At 46.4% G+C, this 19,227-nt stretch carries 18 protein-coding genes; 9 read left to right on the forward strand and 9 right to left on the reverse strand.

Annotated elements, in window-relative coordinates; all coding sequences use genetic code 11:
* Positions 1-228 precede the first annotated feature (228 nt).
* Positions 229-585 carry a hypothetical protein gene (locus ACLWNV_RS03290; RefSeq protein WP_413586492.1) on the reverse strand — a complete coding sequence of 119 codons (357 nt, stop codon included), beginning with the start codon at positions 583-585 and terminating at the stop codon, positions 229-231.
* Positions 586-829: 244 nt separating this feature from the next.
* Between ACLWNV_RS03290 and rpsD the strand changes: the two genes are divergently transcribed.
* Positions 830-1,456 (forward strand): 30S ribosomal protein S4, encoded by a 627-nt coding sequence (gene rpsD, locus ACLWNV_RS03295; RefSeq protein ID WP_413586494.1) that lies wholly within the window; start codon positions 830-832, stop codon positions 1,454-1,456.
* Positions 1,457-1,517: 61 nt separating this feature from the next.
* Here the strand turns inward: rpsD and ACLWNV_RS03300 are convergent, their stop codons facing one another.
* The 4 genes from ACLWNV_RS03300 to ACLWNV_RS03315 all read right to left on the reverse strand — a co-directional run bounded on the left by ACLWNV_RS03300 (position 1,518) and on the right by ACLWNV_RS03315 (position 6,384).
* On the reverse strand, positions 1,518-2,291 hold the full coding sequence (locus ACLWNV_RS03300; protein ID WP_413586495.1) for a hypothetical protein: 774 nt from the start codon (positions 2,289-2,291) through the stop codon (positions 1,518-1,520).
* A gap of 129 nt (positions 2,292-2,420) precedes the next feature.
* A complete protein-coding gene (hrpB, locus tag ACLWNV_RS03305; protein WP_413586496.1) occupies positions 2,421-5,003 on the reverse strand; it encodes an ATP-dependent helicase HrpB in 2,583 nt (860 codons plus the stop codon).
* A complete protein-coding gene (locus ACLWNV_RS03310; RefSeq protein ID WP_413586497.1) occupies positions 5,000-5,656 on the reverse strand; it encodes an SAM-dependent methyltransferase in 657 nt (218 codons plus the stop codon). Before ACLWNV_RS03310 ends, hrpB begins: the two co-directional genes overlap by 4 nt.
* Positions 5,656-6,384 (reverse strand): HAD family hydrolase, encoded by a 729-nt coding sequence (locus ACLWNV_RS03315; protein WP_413586498.1) that lies wholly within the window; start codon positions 6,382-6,384, stop codon positions 5,656-5,658. Before ACLWNV_RS03315 ends, ACLWNV_RS03310 begins: the two co-directional genes overlap by 1 nt.
* 88 nt (positions 6,385-6,472) lie before the next feature.
* On the opposite strand from ACLWNV_RS03315, the gene ACLWNV_RS03320 reads away from it, so the two are divergent.
* The 4 genes from ACLWNV_RS03320 to ACLWNV_RS03335 are packed head-to-tail and all read left to right on the forward strand — an operon-like array spanning position 6,473 to position 9,561.
* A complete protein-coding gene (locus tag ACLWNV_RS03320; RefSeq protein ID WP_413586499.1) occupies positions 6,473-7,372 on the forward strand; it encodes a phosphate/phosphite/phosphonate ABC transporter substrate-binding protein in 900 nt (299 codons plus the stop codon).
* On the forward strand, positions 7,369-8,148 hold the full coding sequence (phnC, locus tag ACLWNV_RS03325) for a phosphonate ABC transporter ATP-binding protein (protein WP_413586500.1): 780 nt from the start codon (positions 7,369-7,371) through the stop codon (positions 8,146-8,148). Before ACLWNV_RS03320 ends, phnC begins: the two co-directional genes overlap by 4 nt.
* Positions 8,126-9,136: a phosphonate ABC transporter, permease protein PhnE gene (phnE, locus tag ACLWNV_RS03330; RefSeq protein ID WP_413586501.1), complete on the forward strand. Its 1,011-nt coding sequence runs from the start codon at positions 8,126-8,128 to the stop codon at positions 9,134-9,136. Before phnC ends, phnE begins: the two co-directional genes overlap by 23 nt.
* A gap of 20 nt (positions 9,137-9,156) precedes the next feature.
* Positions 9,157-9,561: an acyl-CoA thioesterase gene (locus tag ACLWNV_RS03335; protein WP_413586502.1), complete on the forward strand. Its 405-nt coding sequence runs from the start codon at positions 9,157-9,159 to the stop codon at positions 9,559-9,561.
* A 3-nt stretch (positions 9,562-9,564) separates the two neighbouring features.
* Here the strand turns inward: ACLWNV_RS03335 and ACLWNV_RS03340 are convergent, their stop codons facing one another.
* Positions 9,565-10,440 (reverse strand): alpha/beta hydrolase, encoded by an 876-nt coding sequence (locus tag ACLWNV_RS03340; RefSeq protein ID WP_413586503.1) that lies wholly within the window; start codon positions 10,438-10,440, stop codon positions 9,565-9,567.
* A 317-nt stretch (positions 10,441-10,757) separates the two neighbouring features.
* On the opposite strand from ACLWNV_RS03340, the gene ACLWNV_RS03345 reads away from it, so the two are divergent.
* Positions 10,758-11,564 carry a GYF domain-containing protein gene (locus tag ACLWNV_RS03345; RefSeq protein ID WP_413586504.1) on the forward strand — a complete coding sequence of 269 codons (807 nt, stop codon included), beginning with the start codon at positions 10,758-10,760 and terminating at the stop codon, positions 11,562-11,564.
* Between the two features lie 45 nt (positions 11,565-11,609).
* On the opposite strand, the gene ACLWNV_RS03350 is transcribed toward ACLWNV_RS03345, so the two are convergent.
* Together ACLWNV_RS03350 and ACLWNV_RS03355 are read right to left on the reverse strand one after the other, a co-directional pair.
* A complete protein-coding gene (locus ACLWNV_RS03350; RefSeq protein WP_413586505.1) occupies positions 11,610-13,445 on the reverse strand; it encodes an ABC transporter ATP-binding protein in 1,836 nt (611 codons plus the stop codon).
* Positions 13,438-15,150 (reverse strand): ABC transporter ATP-binding protein, encoded by a 1,713-nt coding sequence (locus ACLWNV_RS03355; RefSeq protein ID WP_413586506.1) that lies wholly within the window; start codon positions 15,148-15,150, stop codon positions 13,438-13,440. The genes ACLWNV_RS03350 and ACLWNV_RS03355 overlap by 8 nt, the downstream gene beginning before the upstream one ends.
* A 130-nt stretch (positions 15,151-15,280) precedes the next feature.
* Here ACLWNV_RS03355 and ACLWNV_RS03360 point away from each other — a divergent pair, with 130 nt between their 5' ends.
* The gene (locus ACLWNV_RS03360; RefSeq protein WP_413586507.1) at positions 15,281-16,015 is read left to right on the forward strand and encodes a helix-turn-helix domain-containing protein; all 735 of its coding nucleotides are present in this window, start codon (positions 15,281-15,283) and stop codon (positions 16,013-16,015) included.
* A gap of 88 nt (positions 16,016-16,103) precedes the next feature.
* Complete coding sequence (locus ACLWNV_RS03365; RefSeq protein WP_413586508.1) at positions 16,104-16,958, forward strand: murein L,D-transpeptidase catalytic domain family protein; 855 nt, start codon at positions 16,104-16,106, stop codon at positions 16,956-16,958.
* Here ACLWNV_RS03365 and ACLWNV_RS03370 read toward each other — a convergent pair.
* Positions 16,911-17,576 (reverse strand): TetR/AcrR family transcriptional regulator, encoded by a 666-nt coding sequence (locus ACLWNV_RS03370; RefSeq protein ID WP_413586509.1) that lies wholly within the window; start codon positions 17,574-17,576, stop codon positions 16,911-16,913. The two genes, ACLWNV_RS03365 and ACLWNV_RS03370, sit on opposite strands and share 48 nt — an antisense overlap.
* A gap of 195 nt (positions 17,577-17,771) precedes the next feature.
* Between ACLWNV_RS03370 and ACLWNV_RS03375 the strand changes: the two genes are divergently transcribed.
* Complete coding sequence (locus ACLWNV_RS03375) at positions 17,772-19,226, forward strand: TolC family protein (RefSeq protein WP_413586510.1); 1,455 nt, start codon at positions 17,772-17,774, stop codon at positions 19,224-19,226.
* The last annotated feature ends 1 nt before the right edge of the window (position 19,227 follow it).

The following is a 19,227-nucleotide window of genomic DNA, read 5'->3' on the forward strand; positions in this document are numbered from 1 at the left end:
ACGCAGCCCAAACCGGGCCGTGTGATTGAAACTAGCACGAAAGGAGTTCGGCTATGAAACAGGTAGAAGAAACGGCTCCTACGACCACTCAACTTGATAGTACAAGTACTGCTACTCCGGTCCGTAAGAGAAACCGTCGCCGCCGCCTTGCCGCTTGGTAAGTTGGCTCCAGGGGCCCTCCCCTCTAAATGCGGAGGGCTTCCTTTAAATCCACTGAAAATTTCGCTGTTATTTTACGCAAGTCGCTTCGTTAAAGATCCGGTACTCACCCTTATTCTGGGCAACCGTCCATTTCCCTTCCTTGCGAATCAGAACCCGGGACGTTCCTTCACTCGGGGACATGGGAATCCAACCCTCAGTAAAGTCATTCTCCATGGCATAAAGTTCCTTGGTGCTGCCATCCTTATGCTCTTCGATCAGTTCCAGCAGGCCGGGCTGCTGGATGCTGCTGTTTTCCTGAAGAGTCAGGCTTTTAAGGTCGGGTTGGGAGATGTCTTTGCAGAACAGAAGCGTCTTGGTCTTGGCCTGCGTTACCGCAGAAGCCGCCAGGATCGAGATAATAGTAAGTTTTGTAAGTCGCTTCATGGCAGTTGCATTAGCAAACGCTTTGTGGAATGTTGAGTGAAAATCGCGACATATGGAAATACGACAAGGACCCGCCGTTGCCCTATGTTTTCTGATTTTACCGCGGCAAAAACTTAGTATGCATTTCGTGAGATAGAGTGCTTTCTCAATACGTTTTCAATTAGAATGTATTGGGAGTAATTCCTGTTCAACAGGTAGGCATTTCCATTATCACGATAGCTCGCTTTAAAAAGGACTTATTTATATGAAAAGAAAAGGCAAAGCTGCTCGCTTTAAACTACAAAGACGTCTTATGACTGAGCTTCCGGGCTTGGGCAAAGCTGGTGCTTTGGAAAGAAGACCATATCCTCCAGGTCAACACGGTCAACGCCGTCGTAAGTACTCTGAATTCGGTCTTCAACTTGAAGAAAAACAAAAAATCCGTATCCACTACGGACTACGTGAAGAGCAATTCCGTCGTATCATCGGCAAAGCCCAAAAATCTTCTAACTCTAACTGGGTTGAGTCTTTGGTAAACTTGTTGGAAAAACGTTTGGACAACGTTGTTTTCCGTCTTGGTTTCGCACCTTCTATCGCAGCAGCCAAACAAATGGTTTCTCACGGTAAAGTTATGTTGAACGGTAAGAAAGTAAACATCTCATCTCAAATCATCAAAGTTGGCGATATCGTTTCTTTGAAAGCAGATGCTTACACAAACCAAGTTTACATGTCTGCTAAACAAGCTCCACGTCTTCCACTTCCTTCTTTCATGACTAAAGAAGAAAAAGGCGGCGTTGAGACAGGTCGTTTGATCGACGAACCAAACATGGAAGCAGTTCCATTCTCGTTCGATCCAGGTCTAGTGATCTCTTACTACTCTCTTCGTGGGTAGTTGATAAGAATCATCAAGATGAAAAAGGGAGCTCACAAGGCTCCCTTTTTTTATGCCTTTTTTATGGTGAGTTTTTCGCGGGCGAAGTATTTTCGTCGTCACCCATATTCAGCAGATATAGCAAAGTGCCAGCAAAAGTAGTAATCCCGCCACTGATCATTCCGTATTTGGTGATCGAGTCTTTCTTGATGGTTTCGCTGGATTCAGCCAGGCGACGGATCGTCACCGGTAAGTCGAATTTTCCAATGTAATACACATCAAATGGAACCGCATTTCCTGCACGGTCATACAGACCCTTTTGCAGAATGGTCGTCAGCATCGCCAAGGGTGTATAGTATTGAGTTCTGTTCGGGCCGGCAAAAAGGTCGACCTTGGAAAGGGCCGAGCAAGCCGTTTTTGCACAAGTCACACCCCAGGCTTCTTCAAATTTTTCCAGGAAATCCGGGGTCAAACCCTCGCGCTTTATACGGATCACGATCCCCGCATCCAGTTCTGCCATGTGATAGTTAACCAAATTTCTACTCATCACGCTGCCATCCAGGCGAGTTTTGTTTTTCACCAGATAAGCATGCCCGAAGGGCGCAAAGCCCAGCAGGATATCATCAGTTTTACCCAAGACATCAGAGACAAAGAATTCGCGCTTGTCGATTTCGACATGGCGATAGCGTACTTTTAATGCGGGTTCAGCAATCAAGGCTTCGCGCTCGGTGAATTCCCGAACTTCGTTAAAGACGTTTTCACAAAGGGCTTTGGAATGGGCGGAGGGGCTGAACAGGAACAATAAACCTATCAGACTGAATGCTCTGGTTATGAATGTTGTTTTCAATAGCCGCACAAAGGCCCCTTTTTGCGTTCCGGGTGTCTACGCATTAAACAGCCAGGTCCCTCATATCCAAATGGGCTTGGCTTTAATCTCAACTCAAATGTCTGACTTTATAGGGAGCAATTCTAAGACCAGAACCCGCTAAAAACGGCGGCGGCCTTTAGCCTCGGGGGTGCCGTCAGCAGGGTCTTCCGGCCATTGGTGTTTGGGATACTTAATTCGCAGTTCTTTACGAACTTCGGGATAGCCGTTCTTCCAAAAGCTTTCCAGATTTGCAGTCACTTGTACCGGGCGGAAATTCGGTCCCAAAAGATGAAATGTCAGAGGTGTCTTTCCGAACAATACTTTTGGAGTTTCCATCACGCCGAATACTTCCTGAATACGCACTTCCAGGTAAGGTGCTTTGTCAGGTGGATAAATGACTTTGATGTGACTGCCGCTGGGAACTGTGATTCGTGCGGGGAGTTCTTTGTTGAAGGTGCGGATAAAGTCCTGTGGGAAAACCGATTCCATAAAGAACACCAGATCTTTTTCAAAAACGGATTGCAGCTTTTTTTCACCCATACTCGCCTGAGTGAAAGCTTCCAGTTTTAGTTTTTCAAGCTGATCTTCGTTGAAACTAAATTCCGATTCAAATGTCGCGGACTGCAGATGTCTGTTCCAGAAATCCAGTCGCTCCCACCATTCCGACAGTTTTTCATTGTTCTTTAAAACCAAAGACCACTTCTCCACCAGCACTTGAGGAAGCTTTTCCTCAACTTCCTGCGGAGAAGCGGGCAGCAAGGACGGTTCTTCCAGTGGCAAGCCAAACAGGGAGCGATACTCGCGCACGAAAAACTGTCCTTTTTCTTCGATAAAAGTCAGATCACGGATTTTCTGAATCTCGTTTTTAAAATGGGTCAGAATAAAATCTTTGGTAAAGCCACAAGCCAGACTGACGATGGTTTCTGCATCACTGTTGCCTTCGATGCCGTTTAAGGCGACAAAGTATTCTGAAGTTTTGACCAGGGATTCGGACTGCAATTTTACTCCGCGGCCGCCAACCATTAAAGCGCGATCGGATTGACCGCGACGACGGCACAGGCGATCCGGGAAGGATCGCAGCAATAGAGTGCGCATTTCCATCTCGACGGACTCAGGCTTCAAGTTTTGTGCAGGTCCCAGTTTTTTTGCCAGGCTTAAAATTTGCGAAGCAGATTGCGACACGGTTTGCAGAGCCATGAATCCGGCTTCCCGTGGGGCTTTGCCAGATTTTTTAAATTGCTGCAAAAGATCCAGACGCACGGTTAGGTCGCATTCGGTTTTATCTCCCTGAAAGGAGCTTTGGAATTCACGGCGAATGAAGTCACGCTCTTGTAAAATGGCTGCAAGTTCAGAACCTAATTCTAAAGAATTTCTTTCGGCTGCCACTAACATCAGTTTTGCCAGACGAACTGGCAATGGGAAATGCAAAATCTTTCTTCCCAATTCCGTGATTTTTCTGTCGTGATCAATAGCTCCGGAAAGCATAAGATATTGTGTGGCTTTATCGATCGCAGCGGAGCTGGGTTTTTCAAACCAGGAAAATTTTTGAAAGTCAGACACTCCTTGGGCCGCCAGGAACAATAAACTTTCAGTCAGATCCACGCGCTGGATTTCGGCGGTTTCACTTTTAGCAAAGGAATGCTCGTCCACCTTGGTCCACATTTTATAAACCACACCCGGAAATTGACGGGCGGCACGGCCGGCGCGCTGAATGGCGCTGGACAAACTGATTCGGCCCAATTCCAGACGGGAGAATCCCGTGCGGTAATCCTGCTTCATGTTTTTAGCCAAGCCAGAATCGATAACCGTGGCCACGCCATCAAGGGTGACTGAAGACTCGGCAATATTGGTGGAAAGAACAATGCGCTGCCGTTGTCCTTTTTGTAAGGCCCGTCTTTGATCTTCCAAATTCAGTGATCCATGCAGGGGCACCAGATCAATATTTTTTCCTGCTGCCCATTCTTCCAGATGATTTTTGGCGCGATCAATTTCTCCCACTCCGGGCAGGAAAACCAGAATGTCTTTGTCTGTACGACTTGCGGCTTCGCGAACCAGCTGTGCCAGATTATCAAAGAACACTGGAAAGGTTTGTACTATCTGAGAATTCTTTTGATAAACCGTCTCCAGTTCAAAAAGTTTTCCTGGGACGGAGACGATAGGAGCGTGACCCATGTAGCTGGATATTTTTTCTGCCTCCAGAGTCGCCGACATCACCAGAATTTTAATTTCGCGACCCAGTTCCTGAAGCTCACGCAGCAGTCCCAGGGAAAGATCCACATGCAAAGATCGTTCGTGAAATTCATCCAGTATAACCAAATCCACATCAGACAATTCGGGATCATCCAGCATTTGTCGCGCAAGCAGCGCTTCGGTCATAAAAATCAAACGCGTCTTTGCGGATGTTTTATTGGCAAAGCGAACCTGATAGCCGACTTCCTCGCCGACGTTCCAGCCATTCTCATCAGCGATGCGATGGGCGGCTGCGATAGCGGCCATACGACGGGGCTCCAGCACGATGATTTTTCCTTTTACCACATCCAACAGGGCCGGAGGCAGGCGCGTGGTTTTTCCCGCGCCGGGAGCCGCTGTTAAAACCAGATTCAAACCTTGTTGCAGCTGGTTTTTGATATCAGGAATAAAATCATCGACCGGCAAAAGGTACGCCGTACCTTTTGGGGGTGCGTCGTGTTGATGGCTCATGCAGGATATAAAAGCAGCATGAATTCTGCTTTATCAAAAGGTACTTTTTTTGTGATTTGATCGATGGTGCCTTCCAGATTCAATTCGCCCTCTTGGGACAAATTCAGGGAAAGCAGCATGCGACGTTGTGGGAAGTGATCTTTCATATCCCCCAACATTTTTTTAAGGCGATAAGGGGTGTCCATCAAAATGATGGCGCGCTTTTCTTTGGTAAGGTCACGCAGAGCTTTGGCGCGGGCTTCGGTTTCTGCTGGAATGAATCCACGAAACAAGAACTCATCCAGACGTTGACCGCTCAGGGAAAGCAATCCCATTAAAGCGGAAGCCCCGAGAACCGATTTAACCGGAATATTTTTTTGGCGGCACAGGCGAACCAAATCCGCTCCCGGATCGCAAAATCCTGGGGTACCGCAGTCGGTGACCAACGCGACCATTTTCTTTTCACACAAAGGAACCAGGGCCGCCTTGTCATCAGGCGTGGAGTGTTCATCCAGAACTTCATAAGTTTTACCGGTGATTCCGTGCACGCGTAAAAGCTTGGACGCTTCCTTGGTGCTTTCGCAAATCACGACTTCGCAATCCTTCAGGATTTGCAAGGCTCGCAATGAAATTTCACTGGTGTCGCCGATCGGAGTTGCTACTAGGTACAACATTAGGAGTTCCTTTGATTCAAAACAAAATTCATAATTCGCGGAAGGTCAGGTGGTGGTTCTGCCTTGCCGGAGTGGGTGCTGTCAAAAAAAATGCTCTCAACGTGAGGACATTTCTTACCCATAAGATTCAAAATCACCGGCTCATTATCAAAGAAGTAAACTTTCGCGTATCCTTTACGGGAATCTGCTAAAAACCAGTCTGTTTTGTATTCAGCATCATCCATGGATTTATCGGGCTTAACGAAAAGAGTCGCTTGGTTGCCCAAAGGCAAGTTCCACTGCTGCAGTTGTCGTGTCGTGCCCGGCTCCATGCGATGGACGTCCCGCCCGGTCAGATAGGCGATATCAGCACCCGCTTTTAAAACCGCCTGAACATACTCAAGGGCACCTTCGACGGGTTTGTCGTACTTTAGATAGTCGTTTGAAAAAAAATGGCTTTTCCAGTACTGCATGACTGCATCTTGAAACGCGGGATGATGGCCATCCAGTCCTGCACGTTGCAAAGCATTTGTGAAACCCCAGTCCGTATGGGCCATTTTAATATTTGCAAACAAAGGGACCTGATCAGGAAAGTTCTTTTGGTTTTCTGGATCGGCGGCAAAGTCCTTCAGAATCTTTTCAATCCGCGGGCTGACGTCAAATAGTGTTGAATCCAAATCAAACACAACAAGGCATTTCTTGCCTTCTGAAACCAGAGTTTGAATGTTGACAAGAATTTGATCGATCATGGGCTCATCGTAGCTGTTAGGGTCCAGTTAAGGCAAAGACTTTGTTAACACGGAACTCGTCCTTTACTAGAATATCACTGGAGGGTTCATGAAACTATTTTTGAACTGCACATTACTGGTTTTCGCGTTCAGCATTGCGGGCTGCAATTTTAAAAAAGCTGCTTTGGGAACTGCGGAAAATCCGATCAAGTTTCATCTGGTACCCTCAGTGGATGCAAAAGTTTTGGCGGATAATTCCAAGCTGCTGAAAGAGTACCTGGAAAAAGCAACTCCCTATAAGTTTCAAATCACCGTGCCTCAATCCTTTGTTGCCGTCGTCGAATCATTCGGGACGAACCGGGCAGATGTCGCAACCATCAACACTTATGGTTACTATATGGCGCATAAGTCTTATGGAGTGGAAGCTCGTCTGACCGTGATTCGCTATGGACTGGCGACCTATCAATCCCAGCTGTTGGCAGGAAGTAACAGCGGTATCAAAACGTTGAAGGACTTCAATGGTAAAAAAATGGCCTTCGTAGATCCCGCTTCAACCTCTGGGTATCTGCTGCCACTAAAAACTCTGAAGGATAAAAAAATCGAACCTAAGGAAATCGTCTTTGCGATGAATCACGATGCCGTTGTTTCGATGATTTATCAGGGGCAGGTTGATGGTGGGGCCACGTATTACAGTCCTCCGCAAGAGGGCCGTATTGAAGATGCACGCCGCCTGGTAAAACTTCAGTATCCTGATGTCGAGCAGAAAGTAAAAATCATCGAATTGTCCGAACCAATTCCCAATGATCCCATCGTATTCCGCAAGGACATGCCCGAAGAAATGAAAGAGAAAATTGTGGATGTTCTATTGCAGTGGGTGGCAACTCCAGAGGGAAAGAAATCTTTGGATTTGATGTTGGGTGCGACCAATCTTAAGAAGGCGACAGATGCTGACTATGACAGTGTTCGTGAAATGCTAAAGCAGATGTTGCCTGCGGATGGTAAGAAATGAGCACAGCGCTCCTGACAGTAAAAGACCTTAACAAAACATATCCTAACGGAGTGCAGGCACTTCGTGGTGTCAGCTTTGATGTGCAAAAAGGGGAGTTTCTGGTTGTTATTGGGCTTAGTGGTTCTGGAAAATCAACACTGATGCGATGTTTGAATCGTCTGCAAAGTTCCACCTCAGGAGACATTACTTTTGCCGGAACCGATGTCGTTCGCTTAAAAAGTGCAACGCAGATTCGCTCGCTACGCCGCAAGATCGGTATGATCTTTCAGCACTTCAACCTTATACCCCGACAAAGTGTTTTAAAGAATGTTCTTATGGGAGTGCTGGGTTCCAAGAAAACCTGGCCCAGTCTGTTGGGGATTTTTTCTGCAGAGGAGAAAGCTGAAGCTCTGAAGAATCTTAAGCTTGTGGGTATCGCAGAAAAAGCCCATCTTCGTGCAGATCAACTTTCAGGTGGGCAAAAGCAGCGTGTGGCAATCGCGCGGGCATTAATGCAAAATCCGGAATTGCTGCTGGCCGATGAACCGGTGGCCTCATTGGACCCCGCAACCTGTCATGTGGTGATGGATTATCTAAAGAAAATTAATCAGGAGTTGGGCATCACCGTTATAGCGAATTTGCATTTTCTTTCTTTGGTGCGCCAATACGCTACGCGGGTTATCGCTTTGAAAGAGGGGGAAGTCGTATTCTCCGGGCGACCTGAGGAAATCACTCCAGAGTGGTTTCAAAAAATATACGGGGAAGGGGCTCAGGATGTTTCGCCGCATAGTCTTTGATTCATTGTCCGTCGCCTTTTTGTTGTGCTCGCTGTGTGTGGCTTTATTTGTCACTAATGAAGACCAGCTTTTGGATCTGCAACGCGATCTGCTTTTCATACTGTTTTTTTCATTGGTGGGGGCGTGCGTGGCTGGGGTGCTACGACGTAACCGTGTGCAAACGCTGGGTGGGGTTTTGTTTGAATCCCATTTGCAAACTCCGGCAGAGACTCCGTGGTATCGCAGTGTCTGGGGTGGACAGCTTTTAGTATTACTTGTGACTTCTTTAACTGTCGCGGTTTTTAAAACGGATTTTTCGTTCATCGAACTTTTGGATCAGCATGGATTTGCTGGCGCGGTTCGTCTGTTTAAGGGGATCTTTAATCCTAATTGGGAGATTTTGCCGAAAGCAGTTTTGAATATCATTGAAACGGTCTTTATGGCTTTCTTAGCCACGACGATTGCAATTCCTTTTGCATTTGTTCTGAGCTTTGTCTGCGCAAAAAATATAATGAGCGGCCCCATTGCATATCCGGTGTATTTGGCGTTGCGCACATTTCTGAATGTAACCAGATCCATTGAAGCATTGATTTGGGCCATCATTTTTTCAGTGTGGGTGGGTATCGGTCCTTTTGCAGGGATGCTGGCCCTGATGATTCATTCTGTGGCCTCCTTAGCAAAACAATACTCTGAAATGGTGGAAGCTGTGGAAGAAGGTCCGATTGAGGCCATCCAGTCGACAGGCGCGGGCAAAATGCAGACCGTCTGGTATGCGATTGTCCCTCAGGTGGTTCTGCCGTATATTTCATTTACGGTCTATCGCTGGGACATCAACGTTCGAATGGCCACAGTGATCGGTATGGTGGGCGGAGGCGGCATCGGCACGATGCTGATTCAGTATCAGGGACAGGCCATGTGGCGTGAAGTCGGCTGTATCATTGTCGTGATTGCGGCGGTGGTGTGGTTGCTGGATCTGGCGTCGGCCCACATCCGTGAAGCTTTGAAATAAGAAAGTGAAAAGAGGATTGTATGGGAGAGTTTGGATCTTACAAACTTTTGATTCGGGAAACACATATTGATTCCTATGGGCACGTTAACAATGCCACTTACCTGTCTTTATATGAAGAGGCGCGTTGGGAGGCGATCACGCCAAGAGGCTTTGGCTTTAAGGACATTCATCGCCTGCAGCAAGGCCCGGTGATTCTTGAAGTGAATATCAAGTTCCTGAAAGAAATTCGCCTGCGTGAAAATATCACGATCGTTTCCAGTATCATGGACTATCAGGGTAAAATTGGTCACATGAAACAACAGATGATCAAAGATGATGGCAGTGTGGCCAGCGAGGCGGTCTTTACTTTTGGTCTGTTTGATCTGAAAGAAAGAAAAATGATTCTGCCGACGCCGGAATGGAAAAAAGCCTGCGGCTTGGAATAGTACTTACTCGTCAAAATGTTTAAGCAGGGCTGACTTCATGTCGGCCCATTTTTTTTGGCCCACCGATGCGGGGTCAATCATGATGTGATGAAACATCGAGGCTCGGCTAAAAGGGCGCTTTTGCACCTGATAAGTCTTCCAGTTGGTCAGGCGATGCTCGCGCATATACGCAAAGGTTCCGGTCGGGCTGATCAGTTCGTCTCTTTTATCGTAAAACAGCAATGTGGAAGTATTCACACGATTTCGATTCGTGTGATGTGCAAGATAGGCACTGACATCGAGAGTTGCCTTATATGCAGATACCGGAGTTCCCAGGGCGCTTGCATAGTAATCGCGGTTCATAACATTTGGAATTAGGGCCAGGGGATTTAAGCTGTTCAGAAGACGAGTCAGGAAGTTCGCTCTGCGAATGGAAAGTGCTGGGGCAAAAAGTGCCATCTTGTCAAAGTGAACGTTTTCGTACTTGTTGGCGATTGCGACACCCATTACTCCGCCCAGCGAAAAGCCAACATAGTAGATCGGCATGTTATACTTGTCAGCCCGCTGCGAAGCCAGGCAGTAGGCCCTCAGCGTGTCTCTTTCCCACATTTTCGCCGAGACTCGCCTAAAGATGTTGATGTTATTATTATGGCCTGACAGCGAAACATGCAGGACATCAATTCGGTCAGCAAGAAGTGCATTTTCAATAGTTCGCATTTTTCCGGGATTTATATTTAAACCGTGAACCACCACAGCGACCGCTCTGGAGGGTTGCCGGTTGCTTAATCGCCACTCGGCCCGTGAATCACTTCCCGGGAAAAGTGCAGGGCATTCACCTGCAAATGTGCTTAGCGAAATAAAAGAGGTTAATAGTAAAACTAAAACGAGTTGGTAACTCATTTGATCATCCTTACGGCAAACTTCTTCTTTTAGCCAAGGCTATGGAAATACCCTGAGCGTGTAAACGAATTAGGCCATGTATTTTCGGGTCCGGCTTCGACCTAGGGCCGGATTAAAAAGGGAACGGCTACCAAGGGAGGAGTGGGTGTCTCAAATATAGAAATCAATAGTTGTTTACAATACTTTGATCCTGAGATTCGGTGTTGCCCAGAAGTTCGACGAAAACTTGTGGAACATTTTGAGGTAAATTGTCTAATATCCGACAGTTAAGTCGTCAGTTTTTTAAACCGATAGGGAAGCTCAAGGAGCACTGAACGATGGGAAAACAGTATTATCTTTCAAATAATGGGACTCATATTGGACCTTACACTTTTGAAGTTGTCCTGCAAAAAGTTGAATCCCACGAACATCAATGGACTGATTACGTTTATGACGAAACAGTCGGCGACTGGGTTATGTTGATGGAGCATCCTGAGTTTTCAGCGAAGGTTTCCAGCAAGCCAACAACACGTCCAGAAGAACCATCTGAAAAGGCTATTGAGATTCCCGCAGCGGATGGCTTAAAGGATAAAGAGTGGTTCATCCTTAAAGAAGGCAATAATTACGGTCCTTTTTCTCCGGTTGAAGTTGTACAAATGCTTCAGGAGAAAACATTGTTTGAATACGACTACATTTGGCATGCTCGCATGGCCAACTGGGCACGCGTTGCTGAAGTCGAGGAATTCGCTCCGGATAAAATCCGTGCGATGAAGCAGTCTTCTGACACGGGTCTGGCTGAAATTTTCTTCCGCCGTCGTCATGCACGCGCAGCTTATGGTGCAAGTCTGATTGTACATAACAATAAAACTGTCTTCCGCGGCCAGGCTTTGGAAATCAGTGCTGGCGGAGCCGGTGTGATGATTGATAATCCGAACTTGCAACCGGGTCAGTCATTGTTCCTGCACTTCCAACCAGGTGACGGCGTTCCGCCATTCAATGCGGTTTGCCAGATCGTAAGCAAACAGTTTATCAAAGATTTGGCGCCTAAGGGTTCTGACTCTGTAAGATATGGTGTTAAGTTTACGACAGTAAGCCAGTCAGTTCGTGAAACTATTAAGAATTTCACGACACCTAAAGCAGCTTAGTTTTATAAGTTAAATGAGATTTAAAGGTGGCAGAGGGGATAAAACCTACTCTGCCACTTCCATTTTGGATTCAGTGGTTTCTGCGGATTCCGGATTCGCGATCAGTGGTGACTTTTCACCGGCAGAAGCGAACTGATAATACATGCCTTTTGCCGCCATCAATTCCTGATGAGTTCCAACTTCAGCGACATTACCCTGATTCAGAACAACGATACGATCACACTGCTCAATCGTCGACAGGCGATGTGCGATGATAATGCTGGTGCGACCCTTGGTAATTTCCCGGGTTGCTTCCTGAATGATGTGCTCGCTTTCGGAGTCGATATTTGCTGTCGCCTCATCCAGAATCAAAATATCCGGATTAAATGCCAGAATGCGTGCGAATGCGATCAGCTGTCTTTCGCCGACAGAAAGATTGGCGCCACGTTCATCGACGGGACTGTTTAGATCACGACCTGTGCGGTTTAAAAGACCCATGTAGCCGGTTTTCTCACAGGCTGCCTTGATCTGTTCCTCACTGACACGGGGATCGCCCAATCCGATGTTGTTACGAATGGTTCCGCGGAAGATGAAGTTATCCTGTTGCACTACGCCCACGTGATGACGGATTTCCTCGCGCGCAATGTTTTCGATTGCAAGGCCGTCGATGTAAACGGTTTTTTCCGGAGCATCGTAAAAACGCTGCAACAAGGAAATGAAAGTGGATTTTCCACTACCGGTTCTACCCACCAGGGCAATGGATTCGCCCGGGCGGAAATGCAGATTCACGTTCTTTAATACCAGAGGCAGGGATTCTTCATAGCGGAAGTTCAAATCCCGTATTTCAATTTCACCGCGCACGGATTTTGGCGAACTTAAATTCTCGAGTTCGTGCTCTTTGTGCTCGTCCATCAGGGTGAAGATGCGTTCCGCACTGGTCAGAGAGTTCTGGAATTGCTGGTATTTTTCCAGGATCTCGCGAAGAGGTGGGATAAAGTCCTGAATGTTCATCAAAAATGCGATCAGAGAACCAATTGCAATCGAGTTCTCAGCACTCATCAAACCACCGAAATACAAAGCGCTGGTGATAGTCACCGCATTGAACAGGTTCATAATCGGCTGCATCAGTGCATAGGCATAGATCGAGCGCATATTCGTATCACGATAGCTTGTGGAAAGGTTACTAAAGCGGTCGCGGTTGCGTTGCACACGGTTGTACAACTGAACCACTTTAATACCGTTCAGATTTTCCGCCAAAAAGGCATTGATCACTGAAAGTTTGCGTTTTTGCTCGTGCAGAATCGTGCGGATCTTATTGCTTAGGTAAAATGAGGCCCAAATAAAAAGCGGCGCCATGACCAACGAGATCAGTGTCAGTTTCCAGGAGATTAATGCCAAAGCAATCACCACGGAACAGATCACCACAAACTGCGTGAAGACCGTAATCACTCCCTCGGTGAAAAGTTCACCCAGAGATGCCACATCGTTAGTTAAACGTGTGACGATTCTTCCAGTGGGAGTTTTGTTGAAAAACTGCAGCGGAAGTCTTTGCACGTGATTCATCAAATCTTCACGAAGATGAAATAACATGCGGTTGCCGAACAATTGAAACAACAGGCTGTTCGAAAATGAAAAACAGGTGCGCAGAATTTCCAGCCCCAGATAGGCAAAAGCCACGTAAGTGAAAAGCTGATAGTCTTTACCCTTCACCCCATGATCAATTGCATAACCAATCAAAGCAGGAACCATACGGGCCACCAGAGCTCCGCCAAAGACTGCAAAGATCGCCAGGAATAGCAAAGTCTTTTCGCGACGGGCATAGGGCCATAGGCGTTTAAATAAAATCGGATAGGTGACCTTGGTCTTTACCAGGTCTTCGTTCATGAAGTTATCGTTACTCATGATTTACCGCCTGACCTTGGATGCTGACTGTTTTTTGGAATGTGGGACTGATCTTTAGAACTTCATCGTAGGTTCCCAGTGCTTCAACCTGTCCATCACGCAGAATTAAAAGTCTGTCGACAGTTTTCAGCGAGGAAAGGCGGTGTGCCACGATGATACGACTCATAGATCCCTGGTTTTTACCCAGTTCCTGTTCAATCGCTTTTTCGGTGCGCGTGTCCACGGCGCTTAATGAGTCATCCAGAATCAGAACCGGTGTTTTCATAATCAAACCACGTGCAATCGTCAGACGTTGTTTTTGACCGCCAGACAGGTTCACTCCGCGTTCGCCAAGTTGTGATTCAAACTGATGGGGTAAAGACTGGATTTCACGGGTCAGGTCCACAGTTTCTGTCATGCGCAGGATCGCCTCATCAGAAGCGCGCTCGGGCAAACCAAAACTGACGTTTTCAGAAATGGATTCGCTGAACAGGAAAGCTTCCTGCGGCACCAGTAAGAAAGTACGACGTAGGGATTCCTGAGTGATGTCCTCGATATAATGCCCGTTAATCAGAATTTCGCCTTCTGATAACGGATACATGCGGGTCAAAAGATTTAACAATGTTGTTTTGCCAGCTCCCACCGGGCCCATGATGCCCAGGCTCTCGCCGGCCTTTAGCGTAAAGGAAACATTCTTAAGAGCGTAAACAGAGCTGCTGGCATGTTTGTAGGAAACGTTTCTGAACTCCAGAGTTTCAAATTTGCCGATCTCAATCTGACCCAAATCCGGAATGTCAGTTTCAGTTTTTAGAACATCCTTGATGCGATCAAAGGAGGCATAGCCTTTTTGCATCATGGAAAATCCCATGCCCAGTGCTGTCATCGGCCACACCATTTTTTGGATGTAGCGGTGAAACGCAAAAAAGGTTCCGATGGTCACTGTTCCCGCATACAGATCATCTTTGGCGATGAACAAAAGAATAACACTTCCGGAAGTAACACCGAACTCCATGACCGGAACAAAAAGAGAATCGACTTTAGCGACCTTGTTGCAGGCTTTTTCAAAAGCCGCACTGACGCCGTTAAACAACTTTGTCCGGTTGTCTTCCTGGGAAAAGCTTTTGATCACGCGAATACCGCCAACAGTCTCCTGAGCCACTCCTGTGAGTTCAGAAAAGCGATCCTGTTGGATTTTGTAGTTGGTATGAATCAGGCGCATGACTTTCCAGATCATCAGGGGAACCAGTGGCAGGAATATCAAAACTTTCCACGTCCATGACCAGTTCATCGTGATCATAATCGGCAGAACGATGGCGATGATAATAACTCCGTCGGCCAGAATCAAAAGACCGGGGCCGATGGCCTGACGGAAGGACTGCACATCATTCGTCAGCAGGCTCATCAATTCGCCAACTTGATTCTTATGAAAAAAGTTGGGACCCAGTGAAGTTAAATGGCGAAATATTCTTTGGCGGATGTGTTCTGCCGCATAGGTATGAAATTTTCCGAAGAACGCACGCCAGCCCAAACGGGTCGCTGCAAGACTTGCCATCACCAGTGCAAAAACGGCACAGGTTTTGGTGATTTCATTCATTGGTGCCTGAGCTTCAATGCTGTCGATGACGTGTTTCATGATCAGCGGATAGATTCCATCCAGAGCATTGGTTAAAAGCAGGAAAAGCATCCCCAGGCTGAAAGCCCGTGGATTATTTTTTATATAAAACAAAAGAGGTCGTTTAAAAAGAAGGGCGTTTTCTGAGGATTGCATCGACGTTGAATCTAATGAATATCCAGGCTATCTACAAGGGATTTGCCTCGGGTATTATAATGCAGTACTCTGCTCCTTGGGGGCTGGTATGTCGCAAATAGATCAGTTTTTGGCATCGTTAAAAAGAGCATTGAAATCTAAAAACATTCTGTATCGCGATCTGGCAAAAGCCCTTGGGCTGAGTGAATCCAGCGTGAAGCGTATTTTATCCAGCAAAAGCCTGAGTCTGGAGCGTTTAGAGGAGATTTGCCGCGTTGCTGACCTTAGTTTTTCTGAAGTTGTTAAGTCTGCTAATTTGGAGGACGGCAATCAGGTTTATCTCCTGACGCAGGAGCAGGAAAGTGCCCTGGCGGAAAATGCGCGCCTTTTGCATTACTATATGCTGCTTCACGATGAGCGCACTCCGCAAAAAATTGAAAAAGAATATCAGATTACAAAAGCAGAAGCTCAGAAGTATTTGTTTCAACTGGATCGTCTGAATCTGATCGAGCTTCATCCCCGCGACAAAGTAAAATTCAAACGTCAGGGATTTTTGCGATTTCGCAGAGATGGGCCCATCGGAAAAGCTCTGTTCGAGCAAATGAAGGCGACCTATTTGATGTATGATTTTAAGCCCGAGGATTTCGTGCGCTTTACGTTACTGAAAATAAGTCCCTCCACGTTGGCTAAATACAAAGGCAAGCTTGAAAAGATCGCCATGGAAATGCAGGAGGATTCTCGTTTCGACGTTCAGCATAACACCGCCACGGTGGATGCGGGTGTACTGATGGCGTATCGTCCGTGGACTTATTCCTATATGGGCGCGATCAAAAAGAAAGATTAAACTTTATACATTTGTTTTATCTCAATCAAACGGCAGTGATGGGTGTCCATCGTTGCCGTTCTCTCTCCTGTTTGCAAAGCTGTCAGGCATGAGATTCGTACAAATCATAATTCTAATTTCGTCACTTTTCTGTTCAATGGACATGGTTTTGGCTGCCTATGGTCCCGGCTCGATGTTTAACCGTAAAACAACTTCAGGAAAAAACCTCTATAAGGAACTTTTGGGGCAGGGGGTTCCCGACGAGCCGTTGAATTTATTGTTCAGAATGTTCGATTATAACGTAGGCCGTATTCCTAACACGAAAAATGCAGTGATCGTGGATTACTCCTTACCTTCAACTGAAAAGCGTCTTTTGTTTTTAAGGTTTGATACAGGAGTCGTGGAAAGAACCTACGTCTCCCACGGGATTAATTCCGGCGTTCTCGAGTCCCGCAGCTTCTCCAATATGATAGATTCCTGGAAAAGTTCGTTGGGATTTTATTTCGCCAAAGGCACTTACAACAGCTGGAAGAACGGCCCCTCGCTGAAGCTGGAGGGCATTGATCGCTCCAACAACAACGCCAAGGATCGTCTGATTGTTTTGCACGGGGCAAAGTACGTCAGTGATGATTTCATTTTGCGCAATGGAAGATTGGGATGGAGTCAGGGGTGCTTTGCCGTTCCGCCGGAAGTTCTGCAGTCGCTTATAAATTCTCTGCAAAATGGAAGTTTGATTTTATCCTATCACAAGGATCTTTGGCGTGATGCCCGGGAATATCCCAGCGAGCAGGAACTGGTCGGTAATGAAGTTGTTCCTCCGAACGTGAACACACGAATTACTCCAGAGGAGCAAGTCGAGCCGGAGACGCCGCCTGCACCAACACCACCTGAAGAGGGCGGTATTCAATGGGTGGATCTACTGGGGCTCAAGACTCCGGGCGCAGCCTTCAACGAAGAAATGTAGTTTCGATTTAATTTCTTCAACCGGCATACCCATCAAAATTTTATCGAAGAACATGGCGCCGTGGAAATAGGTGTTGAAGATTTCAATCATTTGCTCGACGTTGGCTTCTTTGCGAAGTTTCCCCTTCTTCTGCAAATCAGTTAATCGAGAGATGACTTGGGGTACGAAATTTTTTGTTGGAGCAATCTCACGAATGCGTTTCAAAAACTTTGCATCTACAAGACATTGGCCCAGAACGATTTTGAAAAACTCCTCGTCCTTTTGGCAATGTTGAAGGAACATATAGTCCACTAATGCACGCAGTTCTTCGGACACTGTGGGCAGAGGTGGATAAGGTAGTTCCATGACTTCGTGGTCTTTAAGATGGTTTTGAATCAAAGCCAGCAAAAGACCCATCTTGCCGTCAAAATAGCGGCCAATAAGTGATTCGTTGATCTTGGCTTTATCAGCGATCATGCGAGTGGTGGCACCCTTAAAACCATGTTTGGAAAAGATGTCTTCAGCAGCTTGCAACAGGCGTTCTTCAGATGCGGAGCGGTCTCGCTTTTTTGCCTTAGTTCGAGATCCAGTCTCTTTTTGAGCTGGATTTTTCGATTTAAGTAGAGTTTCGTTTCCCATTTTGAACTCCTTAACATTTTTCCTTAACACAGTTAAGATGCTGAAAGTACTGGATAATAGTAAATATATCACGAAAGTTAACTATTCACAAGTAAGTAATTGCTTGAGTACTTCGTGGAAATGCCGTAATTATATGTATGTAAGCAAGTGATTACTTGTAGTGATTGTTTGTAAAGGTTTATTAGGAGTAACCCCATGAAGAAGTCGGGTAAGAAGAATAGTGAAAGTTGTTTCGTGCTAAGAGCGGCAGTGGCATTTGCGTTGATCGCAATTGCAGCAACCGAAGCGCAGGCCATCAGTTTGAATCAGTATCTTGAGCAGGTGAAAACTGACAGTAATAGTTATAAAGGTTCAACTACTCAGGCCGAGGGTTCAAACCTTGAGTCGCGTGAAGCTGACTTGTTATTTACTCCGAAACTTTTTGCAGAATTTAATACGGGTTCTGACGGTAAACCAAGTCAGCCTAAAATGTATGACCGCGTTCACACGGACACATACAGTTTAGGTATCAGCCAACAGTTTGATTTCGGTTTGCAGGGGAGACTTCTATATACAGCAACGCGAACTGAATTCGACAATGCAGGAAGTGCGTTCTCGATGACTAAATACTGGGATGCGGTTCCTAAGTTGGAATTGTCACTACCAGTATGGGGTAATGGTTTTGGCCGTACTGCTCGTGCGAACGAAGATTTGATCCGCCAAGGCAACTATGCTGAACAATACCAGGCTTCGTATCAATCGACAGCTTATTTGGCGCAGGCCGAAGCTGCTTATTGGAAGTTGTCGGCTTGGGCTGATGTCGTAAGAATTCAAGAAACGGCCTCTAAATCAGCGAACGAAATTTTAAACTATGTAGAGCGTAAAAGAAAAATGAACCTGGGAGAGAATGCCGACGTAGTGCAAGCTCGCGCCCTGGTTGAAGCCCGTGGTCTGGAATTGCAAATTGCCAGAAACGAACAACGCGAATCTTTAAGAAATTTCAACCGCTTCCTTAATAAGCCTGCGACTACGCCAGTTGATAATCTGGAGCCAGTTCCTTATGCAGAGTTGGAAAAGATAACAGTTCCGCAGGCTCGTCCTGGCGAACGTTATGATGTGAAAGCCACTCAGGCTCAATTGCAAACAGCGAAAGCGAATGCAGTGATTGCCAAAGAGCGCAACCGTCCAACTTTGGATATCTATTCAAATTACGCTTTGAATGGTCGTGATGACTCTTATTCTGAAGCCATGAAGAATGCCGGTTATACTGATACCGACACAGGTTACGTGGGAATTCGTTTTAATATGCCTTTAAACATTGGTGCTGCAAGTGATGCCAAGTCGGGTGCAGATAAATCTGTGAAGGCTGCGGAATACAATCGCGAGTACGCATTGTATGCGCAAGAGCAGGACTGGATCAATCTGACTCAAAATCTAAGTGATGCCCGCGACAATCTGGTTTTGTTGGGAAGAATCGAGAAAGCCCAAAAGACAAAATTGGATGTTGAAAACACCCGTCTTCGTCAGGGACGTACAACGACATATCAAGTGTTGTTGTTTGAACAGGATTATTCCGGAGCAGCACTAAGTCGCGTAAAATCAGCGGCAAATATCCTGGCGCTACAAACTCAAATCAAACTTTACCAAGCCTCTCCTGAGGAAGGGAAATAGT

The organism is Bdellovibrio sp. HCB274 (assembly GCF_047306075.1).
Classification (GTDB): Bacteria; Bdellovibrionota; Bdellovibrionia; order Bdellovibrionales; family Bdellovibrionaceae; genus Bdellovibrio.